This window comes from Isoptericola variabilis 225, from assembly GCF_000215105.1.
GTDB classification, from domain to species: Bacteria; Actinomycetota; Actinomycetes; order Actinomycetales; family Cellulomonadaceae; genus Isoptericola; species Isoptericola variabilis_A.
Genome location: NC_015588.1, coordinates 2403413 through 2429124 on the forward strand (window position 1 = coordinate 2403413; position 25712 = coordinate 2429124).

At 76.0% G+C, this 25712-nt stretch carries 22 protein-coding genes; 5 read left to right on the forward strand and 17 right to left on the reverse strand.

Annotated features, from left to right (window positions below; translation table 11 throughout):
- Positions 1–151: 151 nt before the first annotated feature.
- From ISOVA_RS11160 to ISOVA_RS11225, 14 genes are all read right to left on the reverse strand, one after another.
- The gene (locus tag ISOVA_RS11160; RefSeq protein WP_013839329.1) at positions 152–2368 is read right to left on the reverse strand and encodes a PhoX family protein; all 2217 of its coding nucleotides are present in this window, start codon (positions 2366–2368) and stop codon (positions 152–154) included.
- A 113-nt stretch (positions 2369–2481) separates the two neighbouring features.
- Entirely contained in the window at positions 2482–3495 is a 1014-nt protein-coding gene (locus ISOVA_RS11165) for a molybdenum cofactor biosynthesis protein MoaE (RefSeq protein ID WP_013839330.1), read from the reverse strand.
- Positions 3492–3968, reverse strand: coding sequence for a cyclic pyranopterin monophosphate synthase MoaC (moaC, locus tag ISOVA_RS11170; protein ID WP_013839331.1), 477 nt, complete (start codon positions 3966–3968; stop codon positions 3492–3494). The genes ISOVA_RS11165 and moaC overlap by 4 nt, the downstream gene beginning before the upstream one ends.
- Entirely contained in the window at positions 3965–6223 is a 2259-nt protein-coding gene (locus ISOVA_RS16140; protein ID WP_081474861.1) for an ATP-binding cassette domain-containing protein, read from the reverse strand. Before ISOVA_RS16140 ends, moaC begins: the two co-directional genes overlap by 4 nt.
- A gap of 22 nt (positions 6224–6245) precedes the next feature.
- On the reverse strand, positions 6246–7094 hold the full coding sequence (locus ISOVA_RS11180; protein WP_186004546.1) for an ABC transporter permease: 849 nt from the start codon (positions 7092–7094) through the stop codon (positions 6246–6248).
- On the reverse strand, positions 7084–7977 hold the full coding sequence (modA, locus tag ISOVA_RS11185; RefSeq protein WP_081474862.1) for a molybdate ABC transporter substrate-binding protein: 894 nt from the start codon (positions 7975–7977) through the stop codon (positions 7084–7086). The genes ISOVA_RS11180 and modA overlap by 11 nt, the downstream gene beginning before the upstream one ends.
- Positions 7970–9103, reverse strand: a complete 1134-nt coding sequence (locus tag ISOVA_RS11190) for a uroporphyrinogen-III synthase (RefSeq protein ID WP_041294868.1) — start codon at positions 9101–9103, stop codon at positions 7970–7972. Before ISOVA_RS11190 ends, modA begins: the two co-directional genes overlap by 8 nt.
- On the reverse strand, positions 9096–9872 hold the full coding sequence (gene cobA, locus ISOVA_RS11195; RefSeq protein ID WP_013839336.1) for a uroporphyrinogen-III C-methyltransferase: 777 nt from the start codon (positions 9870–9872) through the stop codon (positions 9096–9098). The genes ISOVA_RS11190 and cobA overlap by 8 nt, the downstream gene beginning before the upstream one ends.
- A complete protein-coding gene (gene nirD / locus ISOVA_RS11200; protein WP_013839337.1) occupies positions 9869–10252 on the reverse strand; it encodes a nitrite reductase small subunit NirD in 384 nt (127 codons plus the stop codon). The genes cobA and nirD overlap by 4 nt, the downstream gene beginning before the upstream one ends.
- Positions 10249–12936, reverse strand: coding sequence for a nitrite reductase large subunit NirB (gene nirB / locus ISOVA_RS11205; RefSeq protein WP_013839338.1), 2688 nt, complete (start codon positions 12934–12936; stop codon positions 10249–10251). The genes nirD and nirB overlap by 4 nt, the downstream gene beginning before the upstream one ends.
- 124 nt (positions 12937–13060) lie before the next feature.
- On the reverse strand, positions 13061–13543 hold the full coding sequence (locus ISOVA_RS11210; protein WP_013839339.1) for a P-loop nucleotide/nucleoside kinase family protein: 483 nt from the start codon (positions 13541–13543) through the stop codon (positions 13061–13063).
- A gap of 28 nt (positions 13544–13571) precedes the next feature.
- The gene (locus ISOVA_RS11215; RefSeq protein WP_013839340.1) at positions 13572–15233 is read right to left on the reverse strand and encodes an FAD-dependent oxidoreductase; all 1662 of its coding nucleotides are present in this window, start codon (positions 15231–15233) and stop codon (positions 13572–13574) included.
- Entirely contained in the window at positions 15230–17578 is a 2349-nt protein-coding gene (locus ISOVA_RS11220; RefSeq protein WP_013839341.1) for a molybdopterin oxidoreductase family protein, read from the reverse strand. The genes ISOVA_RS11215 and ISOVA_RS11220 overlap by 4 nt, the downstream gene beginning before the upstream one ends.
- A complete protein-coding gene (locus ISOVA_RS11225) occupies positions 17575–18933 on the reverse strand; it encodes an MFS transporter (RefSeq protein WP_013839342.1) in 1359 nt (452 codons plus the stop codon). The genes ISOVA_RS11220 and ISOVA_RS11225 overlap by 4 nt, the downstream gene beginning before the upstream one ends.
- Before the next feature lie 247 nt (positions 18934–19180).
- Here ISOVA_RS11225 and ISOVA_RS11230 point away from each other — a divergent pair, with 247 nt between their 5' ends.
- From ISOVA_RS11230 to ISOVA_RS11250, 5 genes are read left to right on the forward strand one after another with little or no spacing between them, the layout of a single operon-like run.
- On the forward strand, positions 19181–20578 hold the full coding sequence (locus ISOVA_RS11230; RefSeq protein ID WP_013839343.1) for a molybdopterin molybdotransferase MoeA: 1398 nt from the start codon (positions 19181–19183) through the stop codon (positions 20576–20578).
- Positions 20575–21171, forward strand: a complete 597-nt coding sequence (gene mobA, locus ISOVA_RS11235; RefSeq protein WP_013839344.1) for a molybdenum cofactor guanylyltransferase — start codon at positions 20575–20577, stop codon at positions 21169–21171. Before ISOVA_RS11230 ends, mobA begins: the two co-directional genes overlap by 4 nt.
- The gene (locus tag ISOVA_RS11240) at positions 21168–21428 is read left to right on the forward strand and encodes a DUF6457 domain-containing protein (protein ID WP_013839345.1); all 261 of its coding nucleotides are present in this window, start codon (positions 21168–21170) and stop codon (positions 21426–21428) included. The genes mobA and ISOVA_RS11240 overlap by 4 nt, the downstream gene beginning before the upstream one ends.
- Positions 21428–22522: a GTP 3',8-cyclase MoaA gene (gene moaA, locus ISOVA_RS11245; RefSeq protein ID WP_013839346.1), complete on the forward strand. Its 1095-nt coding sequence runs from the start codon at positions 21428–21430 to the stop codon at positions 22520–22522. The genes ISOVA_RS11240 and moaA overlap by 1 nt, the downstream gene beginning before the upstream one ends.
- 1 nt (position 22523) lies before the next feature.
- Positions 22524–22769, forward strand: coding sequence for a MoaD/ThiS family protein (locus tag ISOVA_RS11250; protein ID WP_013839347.1), 246 nt, complete (start codon positions 22524–22526; stop codon positions 22767–22769).
- Positions 22770–22782: 13 nt separating this feature from the next.
- Here ISOVA_RS11250 and ISOVA_RS11255 read toward each other — a convergent pair whose 3' ends face one another.
- Genes ISOVA_RS11255 through ISOVA_RS11265 form a run of 3 tightly spaced genes read right to left on the reverse strand, consistent with a single transcriptional unit; the run spans position 22783 to position 25677 of the window.
- On the reverse strand, positions 22783–23856 hold the full coding sequence (locus ISOVA_RS11255) for a HesA/MoeB/ThiF family protein (protein WP_013839348.1): 1074 nt from the start codon (positions 23854–23856) through the stop codon (positions 22783–22785).
- Positions 23857–23860: 4 nt separating this feature from the next.
- The gene (locus ISOVA_RS11260) at positions 23861–24853 is read right to left on the reverse strand and encodes an electron transfer flavoprotein subunit alpha/FixB family protein (protein WP_013839349.1); all 993 of its coding nucleotides are present in this window, start codon (positions 24851–24853) and stop codon (positions 23861–23863) included.
- A gap of 14 nt (positions 24854–24867) precedes the next feature.
- A complete protein-coding gene (locus ISOVA_RS11265; protein WP_013839350.1) occupies positions 24868–25677 on the reverse strand; it encodes an electron transfer flavoprotein subunit beta/FixA family protein in 810 nt (269 codons plus the stop codon).
- Positions 25678–25712 lie beyond the last annotated feature (35 nt).

Genomic DNA, 25712 nt, shown 5'->3' on the forward strand with positions numbered 1-25712 from the left:
TGGTGGTGGTCCTCACCAGCCGTGGTCTCGAAGTCGCCCAGCACGTCGCCGATGACGTGGAGACGACCGTCGGCGACCCGGTAGTCCGCGCAGACCGTCTCGGCCCCGGGCACGGGGCAGGACGACGTCCTGCCCCGCGCCCGGGACGAGCTCAGCCGCGGAGCTGCTCGCCCGGCTCGCCGCGCGTCGTCGAGAACGTGCGGCGCGAGACGTCACCGCGCGGGCCCGGGAACGGGCCGGGGCCCACGTGACGGCCGGACCGCTCGCCCGCCCCCGCCGGGTACACCTGGACGGTCGCCGGGCGCGGGCCGCGGAACGCGCCGGCCGGCACCTCCTCGCCCTCGGCCAGGTAGTCCGGGAAGTACGACTGCGGGGCGTCGTACGAGCCGTCCTCGCCCGGGTGCTGCACGTTGACGTAGACCATGGAGTCGCGCAGGTCGACGATCGGGCCGCACGTCTCCGCGCCGGCGGGCACGGAGAGGAACTGCTGGACGTGGCCGCGCTCGGGGCCCTCGAGCGGCACCTTGAACAGGGCGTCGCACTTGCGGATCGCCGACGGCTGGCCGTCGGTGGAGATCCACAGGTTGCCCTCGGTGTCGAACGCGAGGTTGTCCGGGCACGAGATGGGCGAGACCTTGTCGGCCGGGAAGCCCGAGAAGTAGGTCGTGCCGTTGACCGACGGGTCACCCGCGACGATGAGCAGGTTCCACGTGAACGTGCGCGCGGTCTGGTCGCCGCCGTCCTCGATGATCTCCACCACGTGGCCGTCGCGGTTGGCGTTGCGCGGGTTGGCCTCGTCGGCCGGCGCGTTGGTGCCCGTGCCGCGGTTCGAGTTGTTGGTGCACGCGACGTAGATGCGGCCCGTGTACGGGTTCGGCTCGACGTCCTCCGGGCGGTCCATCTTCGTGGCGCCGACCGCGTCGGCGGCGAGGCGCGTGAAGACGAGCACCTCCTCGACCGACATGCCCTCGACCTGCGACTCGCCGTCGAGCACGAGCGGCAGCCACTCGCCCGTGCCGTCGAACGCGCCGTCGGACGGCAGCGCGCCCGAGCCGTCGATCTCGCCGGGCGAGTCGCCCGTGAACCGCGCGACGAACAGGTCGCCGTCGCTGAGCAGCGTCTTGTTGAAGGCGCGCGCCTGCGCGCTGCTCCCCTCGCGCATGGCGTTGCGCGAGACGAACTTGTACACGTAGTCGAAGCGCTCGTCGTCGCCCATGTAGACGACCGCACGCTTGTCCTTCGCGAGGATGACGTTCGCGCCCTCGTGCTTGAAGCGGCCGAGGGCCGTGTGCTTGACCGGCGCCGACGTGGGGTCGTACGGGTCGAGCTCGACGATCCAGCCGAAGCGGTGGTTCTCGTTCTCGTAGCCCGGGTTGTTCCCGTCGAAGCGCGGGTCGTCGAGCTCCCAGCCGTAGCTCGTCGGGCGGTTGGCGAGGCCGTAGCGCGCGTCGCGCGGGTCCTGCCCGTTGACCCGCAGGTACCCGTGGAAGTTCTCCTCGCCCGAGAGGACGGTGCCCCACGGCGTCGTGCCGCCCGCGCAGTTGTTGAGCGTGCCGAGCACGCGCGTGCCGGTCGGGTCCGCGACGGTCTTCATGAGGTCGGTGCCGGCGGCCGGGCCGTCGATGACGAACTCGGTGTCCATGTGGATGCGGCGGTTGACCGGGCTGATCCGCGAGTAGGTCCACGGGGTGCCCTCGCGCTTGCGGGTCACCTCGACGACGGACATGCCGTGGGCGGCGCGCTCGATCGCGCGGCGGGTGGCGGCGTCGTACGAGGCGTCGAACATGATGCCCGGGTTGGTGTACTCGTGGTTGCTCACGAGCAGGCCGCGCGTGCCGCGGCGGGTCTCGACCATGCTCTGCAGCTGCGCCGGGTTGTCCGGGAGGATGTCGAGGTAGTCGACGTTGTAGCCGAACTGGAGCTTCTGCTGCTCCGCCGACTGGGCGGCCGGGTCGAACGCGCGGCCGCCGGGCAGGATCGGGTCGCCCCAGCGGATGATGGTGGACCACTCGTAGCCCTCGGGCACCACGAGGGCGTCGACGTCGGCCGCCTGCGAGGCGATCGGCCCGAAGGCGAGACCCTTCGCGGTGGCCTTGCCGGGCTGCGCCGCCGCGGCAGGGGCACCGAGCACCTCGCCCCCGACGACGACCGCAGCCGCGGCGGCTGCCATGCCGCCGAGCATGACGCGGCGGCTCAGGGCGCGCGACGCGACGTCGCGGAAGTACTCGTTGAGGCTCTTGTTCGGGGCCGGGTGGGAGCACGCGTCCGCGCACTTCAGTCGGCACGTGACGGGGCTGCGCTTGCCGCGCGCGTAGGAGGGCGTGGCCGCCAGCTCCAGCAGCGGGCGCGACTCGGGGGCGATCGTCATCGGTTGCTCTCCAGGGTGAGACCGGGGGGTGACGCGCCTGACGGTAGGGAGCCCCGGTGGCCGCGCGGGGTCCGGACACCGACGCCCGGGTAAACAACCGGTGACCTGGTCGCTCAGCCGAGCGAGCCGACCCACTCGCTGGTGCCGTCGTCGAACGACTGCTCCTTCCAGATCGGCACCTCGGCCTTGAGCTCCTCGACGAGGTCGGCGACGCACGCGAACGCGGCCCGCCGGTGCCCCGACGCGACCGCGGCCACCACCGCGACGTCGCCGATCGCCAGGTCGCCCGTGCGGTGCACGACGGCGGCACGCACCCGGTCGCCCGTCGCCTCCGCGGTGCGGTGCGCGACCCGCTCGGCCACCCCGCGCAGGACCGCGGCGGCGTCCGGGTGGGCCTCGTAGTGCAGGCGCGTGACCCCGCGGCCGTCGTCGTGGTCGCGGACGTACCCGGTGAAGGTCGCGACGGCGCCGCACGCGTCGTCGCGCACGGCGGCGGCGAGCTCGGCGAGCGCGTCCTCGAGCGGCGTGGAGACGACGTCCGCGCGCACGACGACGGCACGCGGCGCGTCCGCGCCCGTCGCCGAGGTCGGGTGGTCGCCGCCGCGCAGCTGCTCGACGGCGTGCGGCAGGACGTCGGCGAGCGCGTCGAGCCCGTCGACGACGCCGCCCACGGACCCGGGCAGGTTGACCACGAGCGTGCGTCCCGCGACCCCGGCGATCCCGCGCGACAGCGCCGCGGCGGGCACCGCCCGCTTGGCGGGGTCGACCGGCGTGGTCGAGCGCGAGCGGACGAGCTCCGCGACGCCGGGCGCCTCCCGGTCGACGACGGCGCGCGTCGCCTCGGGGGTGCGGTCGGTCGGGGCGAGCCCGGTGCCGCCGCTCGTGACGATCAGGTCCGGCGCGCGGTCGCCGCCCGGACCGCCCCCGAGCAGGGTCTCGAGCGCCGCGCGCACCGGTTCGCCGTCGGGCACCACGCGCACCGCGTCGACGGACCAGCCGCGTTCGGCGAACCACGCGGCGGCCGCCGGGCCCGAACGGTCCTCGTAGACGCCCGCCGCCGCGCGGTCCGACGCGACGACGACCGCGACGCGGTACGGGACCGGGGTGCCGCCGTCGGGCACGCTCACGACGTCTCCCTCGACCAGTCGCCGGACTTCCCGCCCGACTTGGCGACGACCTGCACGTCGGTGAGGACGGCGGCCTTGTCGACGGCCTTGATCATGTCGTAGAGCGTCAGGCCCGCGACGGTCACGGCCGTGAGCGCCTCCATCTCGACGCCGGTGCGGCCCGTGGTGCGGACGGTCGCGGTGATCTCGACGCGGTCGCCGGCCGGCACGACGTCGAGCTCGACACCCGACAGCGGCAGCGGGTGGCACAGCGGCACGAGGTCGGGCGTGCGCTTGGCGCCCATGATCCCCGCGATGCGCGCGGTCGCGATCGCCTCGCCCTTGGGCAGGTCACCCGCGGCGATCCGCTCGACGACGTCGGCGCGCGTGCGGAGTGTGGCCGTCGCGGTGGCCTCCCGCCTCGACACGTCCTTGGCCGTGACGTCGACCATGTGCGCGGCGCCGTCGGCGCGGTAGTGGGACAGGTCGCTCATCGGATCTCCCAGTAGTCGACGTCGTCGCCGCGCTCGAGGCGCGCCACGCCCGGCGGGACGTGCACGAGGAGGGTCGCGGCGGCGAGGTGGCTGACGAGGTGCGAGCCGGGCCCGCCCACGAGGCGCACGCGGCCGGCGTCGTCGAGCATGCCGCGCCGCACCTGGTGCAGGGCGGGCGGCGAGTCGAGCGGCTCGGCGAGGCGGGCGCGGCCGCGCGGCCGGGCGGCCGGGACGGCGCCCGTGGCGCGGGCGAGGACCGGGCGCAGGAAGAGCTCGAACGACACGTAGGCGCTCACCGGGTTGCCCGGGAACGCGACGAGGGGCACGGTCCTCCCCTCCGCTCCCGAGTTGTCAGGCTCACGCCCGGGTATACCGGGGCCTGGGCCTGACAGCTCGGGCGGCGGCAGGGTCACGGTGCCCAGGCCCTGCGGGCCGCCAGGCTGGACGGCGACGTGGCCGAACCACGCGTCGTCGAACGTCTGGCGCACGACCTCGTACGCGCCCGCGGACACGCCTCCGGTCGTGACGACGAGCGCCACGTCGGCGGGGGCGTCCGCGAGCACGGCGCGCAGCGCGTCGGGCGAGTCGGGGACGACGCGCGTGGTGACGCGCGCGCCGGCCTGGGCGAGCGCCGCCGCGAGCGTGGCGCCGTTGGCGTCGTGGACCTGCGCCGGGCCGAGCGGCGCGCCCGCGGGCACGAGCTCCGACCCGGTCGAGACGAGCAGCACGTGCGGCGGCGGCGCGACGGCGACCTCCTCGACGCCCGCCGCGGCCAGCGCCCCGAGCTGGGCGGGGCCGAGCGGCGTGCCGGCACCGACCACGACCTCGCCGGCCGCGACGTCGGACCCGGCGCGCCGCACGTACGTCCCGGGCGCGACGGGAACGGAGAACCGCACGGTCGAGTTGTCAGGGTCTCGTGACCCTCCTGGGTCACCCGCTCCTGACAGCTCGGCGAAGGAGGAGGGCGAGGCGTCCTCGACGCGGACCACCGCGTCGGCCCCGGCCGGGATCGGCGCACCGGTCATGACGGGCGCGGCCGTGCCGGGCGCGAGCGGCGGCGGCTCGGTGCCGGCCGGCACGGGGGCCGCGACGGGCAGCGCGGCCGGTGCGTCCGGCGTCGCACCCGCGAGGTCCGCGGCCCGCACGGCGTACCCGTCCATCTGGGAGTTGTCGAAGCCGGGCAGCGCGACGGCGGCACGCGCGTCGCGCGCGAGGACGCGCGGCGGGAGCGCCGCGTCGGCCGCGGCCCGTGCGAGCAGGTCGGCGACGCGCACGGTCGCCGCCTCGCCTCCCGCGAGCCGGCCCGCCGCGAGCGCCGGCGCGACGAGCGACTCGACGGCCGCCGCATGCTCGGCGACCGACCGCCGCCCCGCTGTGGGCGTGATTTCTGGGGCTGCAGATCCGCCCGAACCAGGACGATCCGGGCCAGAGATCACGCCCACAGCGGGGGACGGGGGCGTGGGGCCGAGGTCGTCGGCCTCGTCGTCGTGCTCGAGCAGGTCCTTGAGGAACGCGCTGCGCGGGGCCGCGAGCAGCTCGGCGGCGGGTCCCTGCTCGACGACGCGGCCGCCGTCGAGCACGACGACGTCGTCCGCGAGCGCACGCACGTCGGCGACGTCGTGCGTCACGACGACGGCGGTGACACCGTCGAGCACGCGGCGCAGGACCTCGCGCAGCTCGCGGGCGGAGGGGGCGTCGACGGCGGCGAACGGCTCGTCGAGCAGCAGCACGCGCGGCGACGCCGCGAGCGCCCGGGCGAGCGCGACCCGCTGCGCCTGCCCGCCCGAGAGCGCCCGGGCACGGCGGCGGGCCAGGTCGCGCGCGCCGACCGCGTCGAGCAGGTGGTCGGCGAACGTGCGCGCCTCGTGCCGCGACGCGCCCGCCGCGCGCGGGCCGAACATGACGTTGCCACGCACGGTCAGGTGGCCGAACAGGTCGGGCTGCTGGTCGAGCAGCCCGACGGCGCGCTGGCGGGGCGGTGACCAGAACGCGCGGCCGCCGGTGCCGACGTCGGACAGCACGGTGTCACCGACCACGACGCGGGCGCGCGCCGGGGCGTGCAGCCCGGCGATCGTGCGCAGCACCGTCGACTTGCCCGCCCCGTTCGGGCCGAGCAGCGCGAGCGTGCGGCCCGGCGCCAGCTCGAGCGCGACGTCGAGCCCGCGCGGCGGGTCGGTGATCTCGACCACGAGCCCGGCGCCCGGGGCCGTCGCCGCGCCGGGCGGGGTGCGGTCGGTCGGTGCGCTGCGGGCCATCCGCCCAGCGTAGGGCGCCTGGTCAGCCACGCGAGCCCCCGAGCGCCGTGCGCAGCCCGCGCGTCCCCCCGGCCGAGTGGACGACCGCGACGACGACGAGCGCGGCGAGCACGAGCACCATCGACAGGGCGACCGCGGCGTCGGGGTCGGTCTCGCGCAGCAGGTAGATCTCGATCGGGAGGGTGCGCGTCACGCCCTGCAGGCTGCCCGCGAACGTGAGCGTGGCGCCGAACTCGCCCAGCGAGCGCGCGAACGCGAGCAGTGCGCCGCCCGCGAGCGCCGGACCGATCGCGGGCAGCGTCACGACCCAGAACGTGCGGTTCGGCGACGCGCCGAGCGTCGCGGCCGCGAGCTCGCCGCGGGTCCCGGCGACGCGCAGCGCGCCCTCGACGCTGAGGACGAGGAACGGCAGCGAGACGTAGGTGTGCGCGACGACGACCGCCGTCGTCGTGAACGCCACGCCGATCCCGAGGTCCTCGAGCAGCCCGCCGACGGGCCCGCGCCGGCCGAGCGTCGCGAGCAGCGCCAGGCCCGACACGACGGGCGGCAGCACGAGCGGCAGGAGCACGACCGCGCGCAGCGCCGCGTGGCCCGGGAACCACGTGCGCGCCAGGACCAGTGCGAGCGGCACGCCGACGACGACGCACGCGAGCGTCGAGGCGACCGCGGTCCACAGCGAGAGCCCGAGCGCGTCGAGCGCCGCCGGGCCCGTCACGAGCGCGGGCAGGTGCTCCCAGTCGGCCCGGGTCGCGAGCACCCCGACGGGCACGACGACGAACGTCGCGCCCAGGACCGCGACGGCGACGACCCAGCCCGGCACGACTGCCCTCGTGCCCGCCGCACCGCCCGGCCCCGCGCCGCTACGGGACACCGAAGCCTGCCTCGTCGAGCACCACGCGCCCGCCCGGCCCGGTGAGGGTCGCGACGAACGCGTGCGCGAGGTCGGCCTCGGGCGAGTCCTCGAGAACCGTGACCGGGTACCGGTTGACGACGGCGGCCGCCTCCGGGACGTCGACGACCCGCACCGCGCCGGGTTCGCGCGCGAGCGCCGCAGCGGCGTCCGTCGCGTAGACGATCCCGGCGTCGGCCTCGCCGCCGGTGACCTTGGCGAGCACGTCGGTGACCCGCAGCTCCTCGCTCACGGGGCGCAGCTCGACGCCGGCCGCCTCCGCGAGGCGCACCGCGGCGTCGCCGCACGGGACGGCCGGGTCGCACACGACGAGCCGCACGCCCGGCGCGGCCGCGTCGTCGAGCGAGCGGACGGCGTCGGCCGCGGGGCCGGCGTCGCTGGACACGACGAGCGCGGGCGTGTTGGTGGCGAACACCTGCGGCCTGCTCGTGCGGAGCGAGGGATCCGAGGTCACGCGAGCCATGGTGGCCTCGTCGGCCGTGGCGAGCACGTCGGCGGGCGCGCCCTGGACGACCTGCGCGACGAGGTCGGGCGAGCCCGCCACGCTGAGCCGCACGCGCACGCCCGGGTGCTCGGCCTCGAACTCGGACACGACGCGCTCCATGACCCCGCCGAGAGACGCGGCCGCGAGCACGTCCAGCGTCGGCCCGTCGTCACCGGTCCCCGTCCCGCACCCCGCCACGACGAGCGCGACGCCGACCAGCCCCGCCAGACCGACCGAGCGGAGGCCGGGGGTGGGTGTGCGCGAGAGCAGAGGGAGCGCAGCGACCGATTCATTCGAGCGCACGCCCGCCTCCGGCCTCCGCGACCGCGGCACCTCGGCCGGGAGCGAACGATCAGTCATGCGCGAGCTCGAGGCGGTACCCCCGCTTGACGACGGTCTTGATGAGGTCGCGGCGCCCCGTCGCCTCGCGCAGCCGCGCGATCGCGACCTCGACGGCGTGCGGGTCGCGCGACGCGCCGGGCAGGACGTCGAGGACCTTCTCCCGGGGTACGACGTCGCCACCGGCCGCGGCGAGCAGGCGCAGCACCTCGACGCCGGTGGGCGACAGCGGCAGCACGTGCCCGTCGAGCACGGCGACGCGCGCCCGGATGGTCAGCGGCCCGGCGACCGTCGCGAGCGCGACGGACTCGACGTTCTCGTAGTGCCCGACGAGCGCGCGCACGAGCGCGCCGAGGCGCCCGCGCTCGGGCTGGAGCGTCGGGATGCCGCGAGACTCGAGCGGGCGTGCGGTGACGGGCCCGACGGCGGCCGCCACCATCTCGCCGCTCGTGAACCGCTGGACGACCTGCGGCCCGACGCCGGCGTCCTCGGCGGCCTCGAGCCACGCCTCCGCGCCCGGCGCGGAGGTGAACGCGACGGCGTCGATCTCGCCCGCGGCGGCCGCGTGCACCGACGCGAGGACGGCGTCGGGGTCGGGCGCGGGCCCCCACCGGTACACGACGAGGCTCGAGACGCGCGCGCCCGCCTTGGCGAACACCTCGTCGAGCCCGTCCGCGCCCGCACCGTGGTGCTGGATGGCGACGTGCAGCCCGGTCACGCCCTCGCTGAGCAGCACCTCGGCCACCTCGGCCGACGTCTCGGACTCGGCGACCCAGTCTGCCTGCAGCCCGGCGGCCTGGATGGCGCCGCGCGCCTTGGGGCCGCGTGCCACGAGCCGCGCGTCGCCGAGCGTCGCCAGCAGGTCGTCGGCGAGCCCGTGCGCGTCCGCGGCCTCGATCCAGGCGCGGAAGCCGACGCCCGTCGTCGCGACGACGACGTCGGGCCGGTCGGCGACGAGCGCGCGCGTCGCGGCGATGAGCGCGTCGTCGTCGACGTGCGGGATCATGCTGAGCGCCGGCGCGTGCCGGACGGTCGCGCCGCGACGCTCGAGGGCGGCGGCGAGCTCGCCCGAGCGGCGGTCGGCGGTGATGAGGACGGTGCAGCCGGCCATGACCTGGCTGAGTGCCGGGCGCGCCGGCTCAGCCATGCCGCTCCCCCACCGTCCGCTCACCCGGTCCCTCCAGCACGCCGTCCGCCGCCACGTCACCGATCACGATCACGGCGGGCGAGACCACCCCGACCTCGTCGGCCCGCTTGGCCGCCAGGTCGAGGGCGGCGCGCGTGACCCTCTGGTCCGGGGTGGAGCCGCGCTCCACGATCGCCACGGGGGTGGCGGGGTCCGCCCCGGCGTCGAGCAGCCGGCGCACGATGCCGGGCAGGGCCGACACCCCCATGAGGACTACCAGCGTAGCCGTCCGGGACGTGACGCAGGCCACCGCGACGTCGTCGAGCACCGCCTCGCCGTCGCGCGTGTGACCGGTGACGACGTGGAACGCGGCGGTGGTGCCGCGGTGCGTGAGCGGCACGCCCGCGAGCGCCGGGACGGCGAGGGCCGACGAGACGCCGGGCACGACCTCGACCGGCACCCCGGCGGCCCGGCACGCCGCGACCTCCTCCCCGCCGCGGCCGAAGACGAACGGGTCACCGCCCTTGAGCCGCACGACGTTCCTGCCGGCGCGCGCGTGCCGCACGAGGAGCGCGTTGATCTCCTCCTGCGGCACGGCGTGGTGCCCCGGGGTCTTGCCGACGTCGACGATCTCGACGTCGGGCCCCAGGTCCTCGAGGACCTCGAGGGGCGCGAGCCGGTCGGTGACGACGACGTCGGCGTGCACGAGCGCGCGCCAGCCGCGGAACGTGAGCAGGTCGGGCGCGCCGGGGCCCCCGCCGACCAGGGTGACCCGGCCGGCGGCGGTCATCCCAGCCCCACGTGCACGACGCCGTCGCGCACCTCGACGGGGTACGTCGCCAGGTGCGCGCCGTGGCCCCGCACCGGCGTCTTGCCGCCGGCCTCGAGGCAGCGCCCGTCCCGCAGCGCGAAGACCTGCTTGTAGACGGGCGAGGCGACGGTCGGCTCGCCGGCGCGGGTGCCGACGATCCCGCGCGACATCACGTTCGCGCCCGAGTAGGGGTCGAGCTGCTGGACGGCGCGCACCTCGTCGTCGAGCAGGCGGAACAGCGCGACCTGCACGGGGGTGCCGTCCGGGGCGAGGAGCAGGGCCGCGGCCCCGCGCTCGGGCACGAGCGCGTCGAGCGAGCAGACCTCGGTCCAGGTCGTGGCGTCGGCGAGGGTGGTCATGCGCGCACCTCCAGGGTCGGGCCGGACACGAGCACGGGGCCGGCGAGGACGGGCTCGGCGATCCCGGCGGCGACCTCGTCGGGCGTCGCGGGGCGCTTCTGCCCGCGCTCGGGGACGTAGGCGAGGTCGGGGTCGGGCACCGCCGGGGCGTTGACGAACGAGCCGAACCGGGCGAGCTTCTCGGGGTCCTCGAGGACCGCCTTCCACTCGTCCTCGTAGTTGTCGACGTGGCGGGCCATCGCGGCGTCGAGGTCGGCGGCGATGCCGAGCGAGTCCTCCATGATCACCGCACGGATGGCGTCGAGGCCGCCCTCGTACTCCTCGACCCACGGCGCGGTGCGCTGCAGGCGGTCCGCCGTGCGGATGTAGAGCATGAGGAACCGGTCGATCGTGCGGATCAGCTCTTCCGACGTGAGGTCCTCGGCGAGCAGCTGCGCGTGCTTGGGCGTCTGGCCGCCGTTGCCGCCGACGTAGACGTTCCAGCCCTTGTCGGTCGCGATGACGCCGACGTCCTTGCCGCGCGCCTCGGCGCACTCGCGCGCGCAGCCCGAGACGCCGAGCTTGAGCTTGTGCGGCGAGCGCAGGCCGCGGTAGCGCAGCTCGAGCTCGACGGCCATGCCGACCGAGTCCTGGACGCCGTAGCGGCACCAGGTCGAGCCGACGCACGACTTCACCGTGCGCAGCGACTTGCCGTACGCGTGGCCGGACTCGAACCCGGCGTCGACGAGGCGCCGCCAGATCTCGGGCAGCTGCTCGACGCGCGCGCCGAACATGTCGATGCGCTGGCCGCCGGTGATCTTCGTGTACAGGCCGAAGTCCTTGGCGACCTGCCCGACGACGATGAGCCCCTCGGGCGTGACCTCGCCGCCGGGCATGCGCGGGACGACCGAGTAGGTGCCGTCCTTCTGCATGTTGGCGAGCATGTGGTCGTTGGTGTCCTGCAGCGCCGCCTGTTCGCCGGACAGGATGTGCCCGTTGCCGAGGCTGGCCAGGATCGAGGCCACGGTGGGCTTGCAGATGTCGCAGCCGCGACCAACCCCGACAGCACGGCCGGCCGCGTCGACAGACTCCACGCCGAAGCGGGCGATGATCTCGCTGAAGGTGTGCAGGTCGGCGACCCGGACGGCGTCGAACAGCTGGGCGCGGGAGAGCGCGAAGTGCTCGCACAGCGCGTTCGAGACCTCGACGCCGGCCTTCTCGAGCTCGGTCGTCGTGATCTTCTTGACGAGCGGCAGGCACGCGCCGCACGTCGTGCCGGCGCGGGTGCACGCCTTGACCGCCGCGACGTCGGCGCAGCCGTGCTCGGTCACCGCCCCGCGGATGGCGCCGGCCGAGACGTTGTTGCACGAGCAGACGGCGGCGTCGTCGGGCAGCTCGAGCGCCGGGGCGCCGCTGCCACCGCCCTCCGGCAGCAGGAACGCGGCCGGGTCGCCCGGCAGCTCGGCGCCGAGCATGGGCCGCAAGGAGGCGTACGGGGTCGCGTCGCCGACGAACACGCCGCCGAGCAGCGTGCGCGCGTCGTCGGACATGACGAGCTTCTTGTAGACGCCGGCGAGCGGGTCGGCCCAGACGAGCTCGACCGAGCCCTCGGTGCGGCCGTGCGCGTCGCCGAAGCTCGCGACGTCGACCCCCGAGAGCTTGAGCTTGGTGGCGGTGTCGGCGCCGGGGAACGTGGCCTCGCCGCCGAGCAGGCGGTCGACCACGACCTCGGCCATGGTGTTGCCGGGCGCGACGAGGCCGATGCAGCGGCCCTCGATGCACGCGACCTCGCCGATCGCCCACACGTGCGGGTCCTCGGTGCGGCAGGTGAGGTCGACGACGGCGCCGCCGCGCTCGCCGACCGGCAGGCCGGCCGCGCGGGCGAGCTCGTCGCGCGGGCGCACGCCCGTGGCCACGACGACGACGTCGACGTCGAGGCGGCCTCCGTCGGCGAAGTCGAGCCGGCCCACGTGGCCGGTACGGCGGTGCGGCTTCATCTCCTTGGTGGCCGTCTGGGTGCGGACCGAGATGCCCTTGCCGTTGATGAGCCGCTTGAGCGCCTCGCCGCCGCCGAGGTCGATCTGCACGCCCATGAGGTGCGTGCCGAACTCGATGACCGTGGCCTGGGCGCCGAGCGCCTTGAGCGCGCCCGCAGCCTCGAGGCCGAGCAGGCCGCCGCCGATGACCGCGCCGCGGATCGGCTTCTCGACGACGCCGCGACGCGTCTCGACCTTGTTCGCCTCGCGCTTCGCCTCGACCCAGCCGCGCAGCGCCGCGACGTCGTCGATCGTGCGGTAGACGAAGACGCCGGGCAGGTCGTTGCCGGGGATGGGCGGCATGGCCGCGTTGGAACCGGTGGCGAGCACGAGCTCGTCGTAGGCGTGGACGCGGCCGAGGCGGTCGGTGACGGTCTTGGCCTCGCGGTCGATCGCCTCGATCTTGCAGTCGCGGTGCAGCGTCACGAGCGGGTCGTCCCACAGGGCGGGGTCGCCGAGCGTGAGCTCCTCCGGGTCGCGCACCTCGAAGTAGCGCGTGAGCCCGACGCGGTCGTAGGGCTTGCGGGGCTCCTCCGCGAAGACGCTGACGTGCCAGGCGCCCTCGGTGTCGCGGGCGCGCAGGGCCTCGACGAAGCGCTGGGCGACCATGCCGCCGCCGACGACGACGAGGTGCCGGCGGCCAGTGGTGGTGGTGGGCTCGCTGCTCATGCCACGACGGTAGGAAGCCGCCGTGACCGCTCCGTCAGGGGGCGGTTACCTGTCGGGAACATTGTGCTCACGCCGGGAGCGCATGCCGTGAGAGACGCCCGACACATGGGACGGGCAGCGTGACTCAGATCCCGGGCACCACGCGCAACGGACCCTCCTCGGGCGTGGGGACCTCGAAGCCGTCGTAGTACGCCGCGGCGACCTCGGGCGCGAGCCGGACGTCGTGCGGCCCGGCGCCGCGCCGGGCCGCGACCCGCGCGAGCGCCACGTCGCGCGGCACGTCGACGAAGCCGACCTCGGTCTCGACGCCGTGGGCCGCGCCGATCGCCCGGTACTCGTCGCGCCGGGCCCGGGACCAGAACGAGCTGTCCACGACGACGTCGCGTCCGGCGTCGAGCAGCCGCTCGAGACGCGACCGCAGGGCGGCCTCGAGGCGGCGGGCGACGTCGTCGGGCAGCGGGTGCGGCTGCCGGAAGCCCGCCTCCCAGGCGAGCTCGTCGACGGCCAGGCGGACGTAGCCGTCGGCCTCGAGCCGGCGCGCGTACGCCGACTTGCCCGAGCCCGCCGGCCCGCACATGAGGACGAGGCGGACGCGTCGGGCGGGCATGCGAGCACGCTACCCGCCGTCGGCGGCCTCACAGCGGGGTGAGGGTGGCGGGCTCGGCGGGCTCGGCCGGCTCGGCGTCGCCGCGGGTGGCGGTGAGCCAGTCGACCAGCCCGCACACGGCCTCGGTGCACCCGCCGCAGCCGGTGGTCGCGCGGGTGGCCGCGGCGACCTCCGTCGCCGTGGACGCGCCGTCGCGCACGCACGCGGCGATGTCGTGCTTGGTCACGCCGTTGCAGCGGCAGACGGTCGCGTCGTCGGGCATGTGCTCGGGGGACGACGCCGGTGCCGCGGCCGGCATGACGGGCGTGAGCAGGAGGAACGCCGGGTCGGCGGGCACGGGCGTGCGCCGCGTGTACGCCGCGGTGAGGTCGGCCGCGACGCGCGGGTCGCCGACGCACGTCGCCCCGACGAGCAGCCCGCCCGCCACGACGGCCTCGACGTACCGGCCCGCGTCGGGGTCGCTGAGCCGGACCGTGCGCTCCCCCGGCACCGGCGTGCGGCCCTGCCCGGCACGACCCATCGACACGACGCTCAGCGGACCGGCCTTGACCTTGACGACGTCGGTGCCGCGCGTCTCGATGCCGTGGTCGGTCGGGGCGCGCGAGGAGAGCAGGGTGCCGAGGCGCACCGCCATCGAGGGGCGCTGCCCGTCGTGCGGCAGGCGCAGGTGCTCGCGCGGGCCGCCCGGGCTGTGCTCGCCGTCCTCGGCGGCACCGGACGAGACCGAGTGGTCGGCCGCGAGCGCCGCGAGCGTCTCGGCGAGCCGCCGCGCCTGGTCCCACCCCTCGGCGACGAGGCCGCGCGAGCCCTCGGGCGGCTGCGCGCAGTCCCCGACCGCGTGCACGGCCGGATCGCTCACGCTCGTCAGGTCGTGCCCGACGACGACACCCCGGTCGACCGCGAGCCCCGCGTCGCGTGCGAGCCCCGTCTCGGGCACGGTGCCGCACGCGAGGACGACGAGCCCGGCGCCGAGCACCTCGCCGGCCTCGCGCACGTCGCCCTCGAGCCGCACGCCGACGGCGCGCCCGCCGACGACCAGCACCTCGCTCGGCCGCACCCCGGTGCGCACCGTGACGCCGGCCGCCCGGAGGCCCGCGCTGAGCACCGCGCCCGCCTCGGTGTCGAGCTGGCGCTCCATCGGCGCCGGCCCGGGGTGCACGAGCGTGACCTGCAGCCCGCGGCCCGCGAGCCCGTGCGCGGCCTCGACGCCGAGCACGCCGCCGCCCACGACGACGGCGCGCGGCGCGTTGACCGTCGCCGCGACGATCTCGCGTGCGTCGTCGAGCGTGCGCAGCGCGTGCACGCCCGCGGGCAGGTGATCGAGGCCCGGCACGGCGGGGATGCGCGCCGACGAGCCCGTCGCCAGGACGAGGCGGTCGTACGGGTGGCGCGTGCCGTCGTCGGCCAGGACGACCTTGGCGTGCCGGTCGACCGACACGGCGGCGGTCCCGCGCAGCACGCGGGCCCGGGCGTCGTCGACGAGCGGCATGCCGATCGCGGCGACGTCGGTCCGGCCGGCGACGACGTCGCTCAGCAGCACACGGTTGTACGGCTCGTAGGGCTCGGCGCCGAGCACCGTGACGTCGACGGCGCCGTCGGCGTCGCGGCGCAGCAGCTCGTCGACGAGCCGGGCGCCGACCATGCCGTGGCCGACGATCACGACGCGCAGCGGGACTCGCAGGGTGGTCACGCGGGCACCTCCTGTGGCTTGTGCGCTTCCTCGGAGCTGTCAGGCTCACGCCGGGCTATACCCCCGCCTGGACCTGACAGCTCGGGAGAGACGGGGGTCACGTCGACCGCGCAGACCTTGAACTCGGGCATGGCCGAGATCGGGTCGACGGCGTCGGTCGTGATCCGGTTGACGCTGCCGGCGCCGCTCCAGTGGAACGGCATGAAGACGGTGTCGGGGCGGATCGCGTCGGTCCACCGCGCGGTGGCCACGACGGCGCCGCGCGCGGACGCGATGCGCACGCGCCCGCCGTCGGGCACCCCGAGGCGGAACCCGAGCTGCGGGTGCAGCTCGGCGTACGGCTCGGGCACGAGCCGCTCGAGCTCGGGCACGCGGTGCGTCTGCGCGCCGGACTGGTAGTGCTGCAGCACGCGGCCGGTCACGAGGTAGATCGGCGCGTCGGGGCGCACGTCGTCGCTCGGGCCGACGTGGTCGACGGCGACCATGCGCGCGCGGCCGTCCGGCGTCGGGAAGCGGTCGAGGAACAAGCGCGGCGTGCCGCCCATCCCCGAGTTGTCAGGCTCAGCCCCGGGTATACCCCCGCGTGGCCCTGACAACTCGGGGGAAGAAGAGGGGAAGGGCCAGTAGAGGCCTGCCCCGCCGGCCGCCTCGTGCGCGTCGAGCAGCGCGTGGCTCAGCCCCGAGTAGTCGGCGGGCCCGCCGGCGGAGGCGCGCGCGAGCTCGTCGAAGACGACGGCGGGCTCGGTCGGGAACGCGTCGTCGGGCACGTCCTCGGGGGCGAGGCGCTTCGCCAGCTCGCCGAGGATCCACAGCTCGGACCGGACCTCGCCGGGCGGGTCGGTCGCGCGGCGGCGGCGCAGGACACGCCCCTCGAGCGAGGTCATCGTGCCCTCCTCCTCGGCCCACTGCGTCACGGGGAGCACGACGTCGGCGAGCCGCGCGGTCTCGGACGGCACGACGTCGCACACCACCAGCAGGTCGAGCGCCGCGAGCCGCTCGCGCACGCGGTCGGCGTTGGGCGCGGAGACGACGACGTTCGAGCCGTTCACGAACAGCGCCTTCGGACCGCCGTCGGTGCCGAGCGAGGACAGCAGCGCGACGGCGGGCTTGCCCGGGCCCGGGAGCGTCGCCGGGCCCACGCCCCACACCGCGGCGACGTGGGCGCGGGCGGCCGGGTCGTCGATCTTGCGGTAGCCGGGGAGCTGGTCGGACTTCTGCCCGTGCTCGCGCCCGCCCTGGCCGTTGCCCTGGCCCGTCAGGCAGCCGTACCCCGAACCCACGCGGCCCGGCAGGCCGAGCGCGAGGGCGAGGTTGATCGCCGCCGTCACGGTCGCCGTGCCCTGCGTCGACTGCTCGACGCCGCGCCCCGTCAGCAGGTACGCACCGCGCCCGCCGCGCGACGGCGAGGCCACCGCGAGCAGCCGGGCCACGCGCCGCAGCTCCTCGGCCGGGACGCCGCACACGGTCTCGGCGCGCTCGGGCCACCACGCGGCGACCGACCGTGCCACGGCGTCGAACCCGGTCGTGCGCTCATCGAGGTACGCGCGGTCGGCGAGACCCTCGGCGAGCACGACGTGCAGCAGCGCGAGCAGCACCACGAGGTCGGTGCCGGGCACGGGCTGGAGGTGGACGCCCTGGCCGTCGTCGGCCAGGCGCGCGGTGGCCGAGCGCCGCGGGTCGACGACGACGAGCCCGCCCGCCGCCCGGGCGCCGGCGAGGTGCTGCACGAACGGCGGCATCGTCTCGGCGACGTTGGACCCGAGCAGCACGATCGCCTGCGCCCCGCCGAGGTCGGTCACGGGGAACGGCAGCCCGCGGTCGACGCCGAACGCGCGGTTGCCCGCTGCCGCGGCCGACGCCATGCAGAACCGGCCGTTGTAGTCGATGTTCGGCGTACGGAGCACGGTGCGGGCGAACTTGCCGAGCGCGTACGCCTTCTCGTTGGTGAGCCCGCCTCCGCCGAAGACCGCGACGCCCTCGGGGCCGTGCTCGGCCTGGACCGCCCGCACACGCTCGGCGACGAAGCCGAGCGCCGCCTCCCACGACGCCGGCGCGAGCTCGCCGTCGGACCCGCGCACGAGCGGCGTCGTCAGCCGGTCCGGGACGCCGAGCACCGTCGCGCTCGTCCAGCCCTTCTGGCACAGGCCTCCGCGGTTGGTCGGGAACTCGCGCGGTGCGACGGTGACGGGCAGCGCGGGCCGGCCGTCCGCCGTCGGGCCGTCCGCCGGACCCGAGGCGGGCGTCAGCGTCATCGCGCACTGCAGCGCGCAGTACGGGCAGTGCGTGTCAGAAGCCTGGTGGGCCTGGGCCCACCGAGCTTCTGACACGGGCGTCGGAGACGTCATACGCGCTCCGCCCGCATCGCGCTGCCCCGGCGGCCGTAGACCGCCCAGGTGACGACGGCCATGACCACGTACGCACCCACGAAGACCCACAGGGCCGGCACGAGCGACCCGGTGGCCGACGTCGACATCGCGAACCCGCGCGGGATGAGGAACCCGCCGAACGCACCCACCGCGCCCGCGACGCCGATGCACCCGGCCGCCGCCCTCGCCGTCGCCGCCCCGCCGCCGCCGGCACCCGCGACCCGGAACGCCGCCGGGATCATGCGGTAGACCGAGCCGTTGCCGACGCCCGTCGCGACGAAGAGGACCAGGAACGACGAGAAGAAGAGCGCGAAGCTGTGGCTGCCGAGCGCCGTGATGGCCCCGATCGCGCCCACGATCATGACGCCGAAGCACGCGACGGTGACGACGGCGCCGCCGATGCGGTCGGCGAGCATCCCGCCGAGCGGCCGGGCCACCGATCCCACCAGCGCGCCGAGGAACGCCAGCGACAGCGTGACCTCGGGGAACTGGCCGGCCAGCAGCGTCGGGAACGCTCCCGAGTACCCGATGAACGAGCCGAACGTGCCGATGTAGACGAACGAGATGATCCACGTGTGCTTCTCGCGCACGGCCGCGCCGAACGAGCGCGGGTCGGCCTTGGCCGTGGACAGGTTGTCCATGAACCGCCAGGCGAGGAACGCCGCGAGCACGACGAACGGCACGAACATCAGGCCCGCGCGCTCGAGCGCGACGCCCGCCCCGGTGACGATGACGAGGGGCACCGCGAGCTGCACCGCGGCCGTGCCGATGTTGCCGCCGGCCGCGTTCCAGCCGAGCGCCGCGCCCTTCTCCTTCTCGGGGAAGAAGAACGAGATGTTGGCCATCGAGGAGGCGAAGTTGCCGCCGCCGAAGCCCGCGAGCGCCGCGACCAGCAGCATGACGCCGAACGACGTCTCGGGCCGCTGGACGGCCCAGGCCAACGCGAGCGTCGGGACGAGCAGCAGCGAGGTGGAGACGACGGTCCAGTTGCGCCCGCCGAACACCGGGACGGCGAGCGTGTAGGGGATGCGCAGCGTCGCGCCGACCAGCGCGGGCACCGCGATGAGCCAGAACAGCTGGTCGGTCGAGTAGGCGAAGCCCGCCGCCGGCAGCTGCGGCACCACGATCGACCACAGGGCCCACACGCAGAAGCCGAGGAACTCGGCGAAGATCGACAGGACGAGGTTGCGCCGCGCGATGCGCCGGCCGCCGTCGTGCCAGAAGGTCTCGTCCTCGGGGTCCCAGCGGTCGATCCACCGGCCCCTCCGGGCAGGGCGGGCGCCGGCGTCGTCGCGGAGCGGTGCCGGGGTGGTCACCGTCGTCGGAGCAACCATCGCTGTCCTCCTGTGCGCGTCGCCCGACGGCGTCGGGCGGCCTGGGAAGCCCCCGGCGGGGTACCGGGAGCCGTCGTGCAAACCGTCCGGCTCGCCCTCGAACCGACGCTGTCGACGCTACGGAGGCGGTGTTTCGCGGTGCCGCGCGCGGCCGTGAAATCAAGGTGAGGACAAACGCACAGGCGCCCGGGGTGCACTGTGAGAACACCGCTGCACGGGCGACACATCGCGGGCCTACCGTGGCTGCATGACCGACGGACCGGTGCGCCGCACGATCGCCGAGCACGCGGCCGCCGTGCTCGCGCGCGTCGCGCCGCTGCCGGCGGTACCGCTCGCGCTCCCCGACGCCGCAGCCTCCGGGCTCGGGCTCGTGCTGGCGCGCGACGTCGTGGCCGCGGCCGCCGTGCCGCCGTTCGACCACGCCGCCATGGACGGCTACGCCGTGCGCCTCGCCGACCTGCCCGACGACGGCACCCCGGTGACGCTGCCCGTGACCGGTTCGGTACACCCCGGCTCGGCCGCTGTGGGCATGATTTCTGGCCCGAATCGTCCGGATGATCCAGACAAAACAGACCAGAAATCATGCCCACAGCGATCGGGTGGCCGGGGTCGTCGCGCGGTGCGGATCATGACCGGTGCGCCGCTGCCCGCGTGGGCGGACGCGGTCGTGCCGGTCGAGCGGACGTCGACGGGCCGGTTCGTCGCGGGCGGCGCGGCCGTCGAGCAGGAGGTCACGCTGTCCCGCCCTGCGCGCACCCACGTCCGCACGGCGGGCGAGGACCTGCGGACGGGTGACGTGCTCGCGAGGGCGGGCGACGAGGTCACGCCCGCGCTCGTCGCCGTCGCGGCGGCGGCCGGGCTGTCCGAGCTGTGGGTGCACCGCCGCCCGCGCGTCGCGGTCCTCTCCACCGGCTCCGAGCTCGTCGCCGCGACCGCCACGGCGGCGCCCGGCGCCGTCCCCGACTCCAACTCGCTCATGCTCGCCGCGCTCGCGCGCGCCGCGGGGGCCGACGTCGTGCGCGTGGGCGCGGTGCCCGACGACGCCGCGGCCCTGCGCACCGCCCTCGACGGCGTTGTGAGCGGACCTGTGGCCCACTCCGAGGCGCGAAACCGGGCCGATTCTCCGCTCACAACGGTGGACCTGGTCGTGACGTCGGGAGGGGTGTCGGCCGGGGCGTCGGACGTCGTGCGCGAGGTGCTCGCGAGCGCCGACCCCGCGCTGTCCGACGTCGAGCTGGCGGCGGTCGCGATGCGGCCCGGCAGGCCGCAGGCGCTCGCGCGGTGGCGGGGTGTGCCGTGGGTCGCGGTGCCGGGCAACCCGGTGAGCGCGTTCGTGTCGTTCGCGCTGTTCGTGCGCCCGGCGATCGCGCGCCTCGCGGGCGGCGCGCCGCCCGCCGCCCGGACCGCCCGCGCCGCCGTCGCGTGGGGCACCCCGCCCGGGCGCGAGGCCGTCGTGCCGGTGCGGGTGCTCGGCTCGGGCGAGGTCGAGCCGGCCGCGCCGCTGCACGGTGCCGCGGACGGCGCCGGCCACCACCTGTCCGCGCTGCTCGCGGCGGACGCGCTCGCGATCGTCCCGGCCGACGTCGAGAAGGTCGCGGCGGGCGACGAGGTCACCGTCCTCGGCCTCCCGGGCAGGCACCGATGACGTTCGACGCCGTGATCCTGGCCGGCGGGCGCGCGACGCGCCTCGGCGGCGTGGCCAAGTCGGGCATCGTCGTCGGCGGCGTCACGCTGCTCGAGCACGCCCTGGCCGCGACGCGCGAGGCGCGCCGCACCGTCGTCGTCGGGCCCGACGACGGCACCCGCCTTCCGGACGGGACGCTGCGGACGCGCGAGGACCCGCCGTTCGGTGGGCCGGTCGCCGGGATCGACGCGGGCCTGCGGGCGCTCGAGCGCGCGGCGGCGGCCGAGCTCGTCCTCGTCCTCGCCGTCGACGTCCCCCGCTCCGCGCTGGCCGTCCCCCGCCTGCGGGCCGCGCTCGCCGCGCACCCCGACGCCGACGGCGCCCACCTGGTCACCCCCGAGGGGCCCCAGTGGCTCGTCGGCCTCTACCGCCGCGCGGCGCTGCGTGGCACGCTCGACGCCGTGCGCGACCCGTCCGGGTCGGTGCACGGACTCCCGGTCCGCCGGCTCGTGACGCTCCTGCGCCGCGTCGGGGTCTCCGACGAGGCGGGGCTGAGCGACGACGTCGACACCTGGGACGATGTGACGAGGCTCGAGAAGGAGGGCATGTCATGACGCAGGACACCCCTACCGTGCTGGAGACGTGGATCGAGGCGCTCGAGACGGAGCTCGGGCTGCCGGCCGGCTCCGTCGACGTGGCCGCGGTGCTCGACCTCGCGCGGGACGCGGCGCACGGCGTCGCCCGTCCGGCCGCGCCCGTGACGACCTACGCCGTCGGGTACGCCGACGGTCTCGCGGCCGCGCGCGGCGAGGACTCCGAGGCCATCGACGTCGCCACGACGCTCGCGCTGGCCTGGCGGCCGGAGGGCTGATGGCGCTGGTCGAGCTGGGCATACCGCGTCTCGTGGGCGGTCCGCGTCCCGAGGTGCCCGTCGTCGCGCTGCCTGCCGGGCGGCCGTCGACGGCGGCGCTCGTGGACCGGTTCGGCCGCGTCGCCACCGACCTGCGCGTCTCCCTCACCGACCGCTGCAACCTGCGCTGCACGTACTGCATGCCCGCCGAGGGCCTCCCGACGCTGCCGCGCGACGCCGTCATGACGCGCGCGGAGATCGTGCGGCTCGTCGGCGTCGCCACGCGCGACCTCGGCGTCCGGCAGGTCCGGTTCACCGGCGGCGAGCCTCTGCTGCGCGGCGACCTCGTCGAGATCGTGCGCGACTGCGCCGCGCTCCCCCACCGGCCGGAGCTCAGCCTCACGACCAACGCGGTCGGCCTCGACTCGCGCGCCCGGGCGCTGCGCGACGCCGGCCTCGACCGCGTCAACGTCTCGCTCGACACGCTCGACCCCGACACGTTCGCGACGCTCGCGCGCCGCCCGTTCCTCGAGCGCACGCTCGCGGGGATCGACGCGGCGGCCGCAGTGTTCGACGTCGTCAAGGTCAACGCCGTGCTCGTACGCGGGGTCAACCTCGACCACGCCGCGGACCTGCTCGGCTGGTGCCTCGAGCGCGGGTTCGAGCTGCGGTTCATCGAGCAGATGCCGCTCGACGCCGACCACGCGTGGGACCGTACCGCGATGGTCACCGCGGCCGAGGTGCGGGCCCTGCTCGGCGAGCGCTTCATGCTGGTGCCCGACGACGCGCCGCGCGACGGCGCCCCGGCGGAGCGCTTCGGCGTGCTCGACCCCGCGACCGGGCGGCGGCTCGGCCGCGTCGGCGTCATCGCCTCGGTCACCGAGCCGTTCTGCGGCGACTGCCGCCGCACCCGCCTCACGGCGGAGGGTGCAGTGCGCGACTGCCTGTTCGCGCACACCGAGACGAACCTGCTCGGCCCGCTGCGCGGCGGTGCCTCCGACGACGTGCTGGCCGACCTGTGGCGCACCGCCATGTGGGGCAAGCGGGCGGGGCACGGCATGGACGACGCCGGGTTCACGCAGCCCGCGCGGACGATGAGCGCGATCGGAGGATGAGGTGACCGTCGAGCTGCGCTACTTCGCAGCCGCGCGCGCGGCGCTCGGGCGCTCGACCGAGACGCTGCCCGTGCCCGACGGCGCGACCGTGCGCGACGTCGTCGGGCGCCTCGCGGCAGCGACGCCGTCCGCCGCACCCGTGCTGGAACGCTGCGCGGTGCTGCTCGACGGCCGCCGCGCCGAGCCGTCCGACCCGGTGCCCGACGGCGCGCGCCTCGACCTGCTGCCGCCCTTCGCCGGCGGCTGACCCGCTCGGCCGGTCAGAGCGGCGCCGCGGCGACCGCGCGCACGTCGGTCCAGCCGTCGGCGGCGAGCAGCGTCGCCGCCCCGCGCGAGCGCAGCCCGTGGGGGCACACGACGACGACGGGCGCGTCGTGCGGGTGGCCGACCAGCTCCGGCGGGTGCTCCCCCGCCGCCAGGTCCTCGAGCCGCACCCACACGGCCCCGGGCGCCGCCCCGCCCGCCGCAGGGCCGACGTCGAGCACGAGTGCCCCCTCCGGAACCGTCGTGAGGGGACTTGTGGCCCGGTTCGGAGCCTCCGAGTGGGCCACAGGTCCGGTCGCAGCGCTGGGAGGGGTGAGCTCGACGGCGTTCCACGTCGAGGTCCGCGCGTCGTAGACGAGCAGCCGGCCGAGCGCGACGTCGCCCGTGCCGGTGAGGAGCTTGACCGCCTCGACGGCCATGGTCGCGCCGACGACGCCGCACGCGGGCGAGAGGACCCCCGCGGTCGCGCAGGTCTCGCCCTCCTCGGACGGCGCGGGTCCGAAGACGTCGGGGTACGTGAGCGCGAGCCCGTCCGGCGCCGCCGACCACCACACAGCCACCTGCCCGTCCCAGCCCAGCACGCTGCCCCACACGACGGGCAGCCCGAGCGCCACCGCGGCGTCCGAGACCGCGTACCGGGTCGCGAACGTGTCGCACCCGTCGACGACGAGGTCGTACGCCTCCATCAGCGAGCGAGCGTTCGACGCGTCGAGCCGCACCCCGTGCTCGACGACGCGCACGTCGGGCCGCAGCGTGCGCAGCGCGGCCGCCGCCGACGCCGTCTTGGGCGAACCCACGTCACCGGCACCGTGCAGCACCTGACGCTGCAGGTTGGACTCCTCGACGACGTCGTCGTCGAGCACCCCGAGCGTTCCCACGCCCGCCGCCGCGAGGTACTGCAGCACCGGCGAGCCGAGCCCGCCGGCCCCGACCACCAGCACGCGCGCGGAGGCGAGCCGCGCCTGCGCCGCGGGCCCGAAGCTCTCGAGGAGCAGGTGCCGCGCCGCCCGCCGTCGTTCCTCCGGCGGCAGGGGGCCACCGGACGGCACGAGCGGGTCGAGCGCGGCCACCGGGCTACTCCCCGCGGTGCGCCCGGATCTTGGCCGCGGCCTGCGGCAGCACCTCGGCCAGGTCGCCGACGACGGCGAAGTCGCAGATCTCGAAGATCGGCGCCTCGGGGTCGTTGTTGACCGCGACGATGACCTGCGAGGCCTGCATGCCGCCCCGGTGGTGCGGTGCGCCCGAGATGCCCGCGCCGATGTACACGCGCGGCGCGATGGTCACGCCCGTCTGACCGATGTACTGGTCGAACCAGCCCTCGAAGACCGCGTCGCGCGAGGCGCCCACGGCAGCCCCGAGCGCGTCCGCGAGCTCCGTGACCGGGCCGAAGTCGCCGTTGGTGCCGCGCCCGCCCGCGACGACGATCGCCGCCTCCTCGAGCGACGGCCGCCCGGCCGTGCGCTCCTTGGGCGTGCGCCCGACGACGGTCGGCACCGGGCCGTCGACCTCGACGGTGAACCCCTCGACCTCCGTGGCCACCGCGGCGTCGGCCGGCTGCGGCACGACGGCGTTGGCCCGGACCGTGAGGATCGCGACGTCGGTGGTCACGCGGCTGGTGGTGTCCCACGACCCGGAGAACACGCGCTTGGTGCCGACGATGCGGCCGTCGGGCGTCTCGCCCACGCCCGCGGCGTCGATGATCAGGCCCGCGCCGAGGCGGTGCGCGGCGAGCGCGGTCGCCTCCTTGGCCGAGAAGGTCGCGGGCGCGAGAACGACGTCGGCGTCCGTGAGGCGCACGGCCGCCGCGAGCGTCGCGCCGACGACGGCGGGCAGGTGGCGCGCGTCGTGCTGGTACGACGGCGGCAGCTCGGCCTGGTGCACCGTCTCGACGCCGTACGCGCCGAGCTGCGCGAGCACCTCGACCGTGGGCGCCTCGAGCGTGACGGCCTCGACGCGGCCGAGCGAGCGGGCGATCGTGAACAGCTCGAGCGCGCTCGAGCGGACCTCTGTCGCCGGGTCGAGCAGGACGAGGACGGTGCGGTTCCGCGTGGGTTCCTGGACGGTCATGGCGGCGGCCTCCCTCAGACCAGCTCGTTGCGGATGAGGAACTCGGCCAGGGCGTTGCCGCCCTCGCCCTTGTCCTGGACCAGCTCCACCTCGGGCCGCGGCGGGCGGGGGGCGGCGCTCGTCGTCTCGGTCCGGGCGCCGGCCGCGCCGACCGACGCCGGGTCGACGTCGAGGTCCGCGAGCGACCAGGCCTCGATCTCCTTGGTGCGGGCGGCCATGATGAGCTTGAAGTTCGGGAACCGCGGCGTGTTGGCGGTGTCGGCGACCGACAGCACGGCGGGCAGCGACGCGGCGAGCTCCTCGGTGGCGTCGTCGGTCTCGCGCGTGATCGTCAGCGTGCGCGTCCCGGGCTCGAGCGCGACCTTCTTCGCGAGCGTCAGCGCGGGTCGGCCCAGCTCGGCGGCGAGCAGCGCGGGCACCACGGAGCCGAGGCCGTCGAGCGCCGCCATGCCCGTGACGACGAGGTCGACCGGTGCTTCACCCTCGAGGCGGCGCACGGCCGCGGCGAGCGCCGCGGTCGTGCCGAAGTAGTCCGAGCCGGCCAGGGCGTCGTCCGTGACGCGCACGCCGCGGTCCACGCCCATCTGGAACGCCTTGCGCAGCGCCAGGTCGCCGTCGGCGGGGGCCACGGTGAGGGCGACGATCTCGCTGCCCTCGCGCTCGTCGTCGGGCAGCGCCTCGACGATCCGCAGGGCGGCCTCGAGCGCGTTCTCGTCGAGCTCGTTCAGGGAGCCCTCGGCCGGGTCGCGGACGACGCGACAGTCCTCGAAGCGGCGGTCCGCGTTGATGTCCGGCACGTACTTCACGGGGACGACGATGCGCACGGGGAACCTTCCGACTCGAGTGCTCGACGGATCCG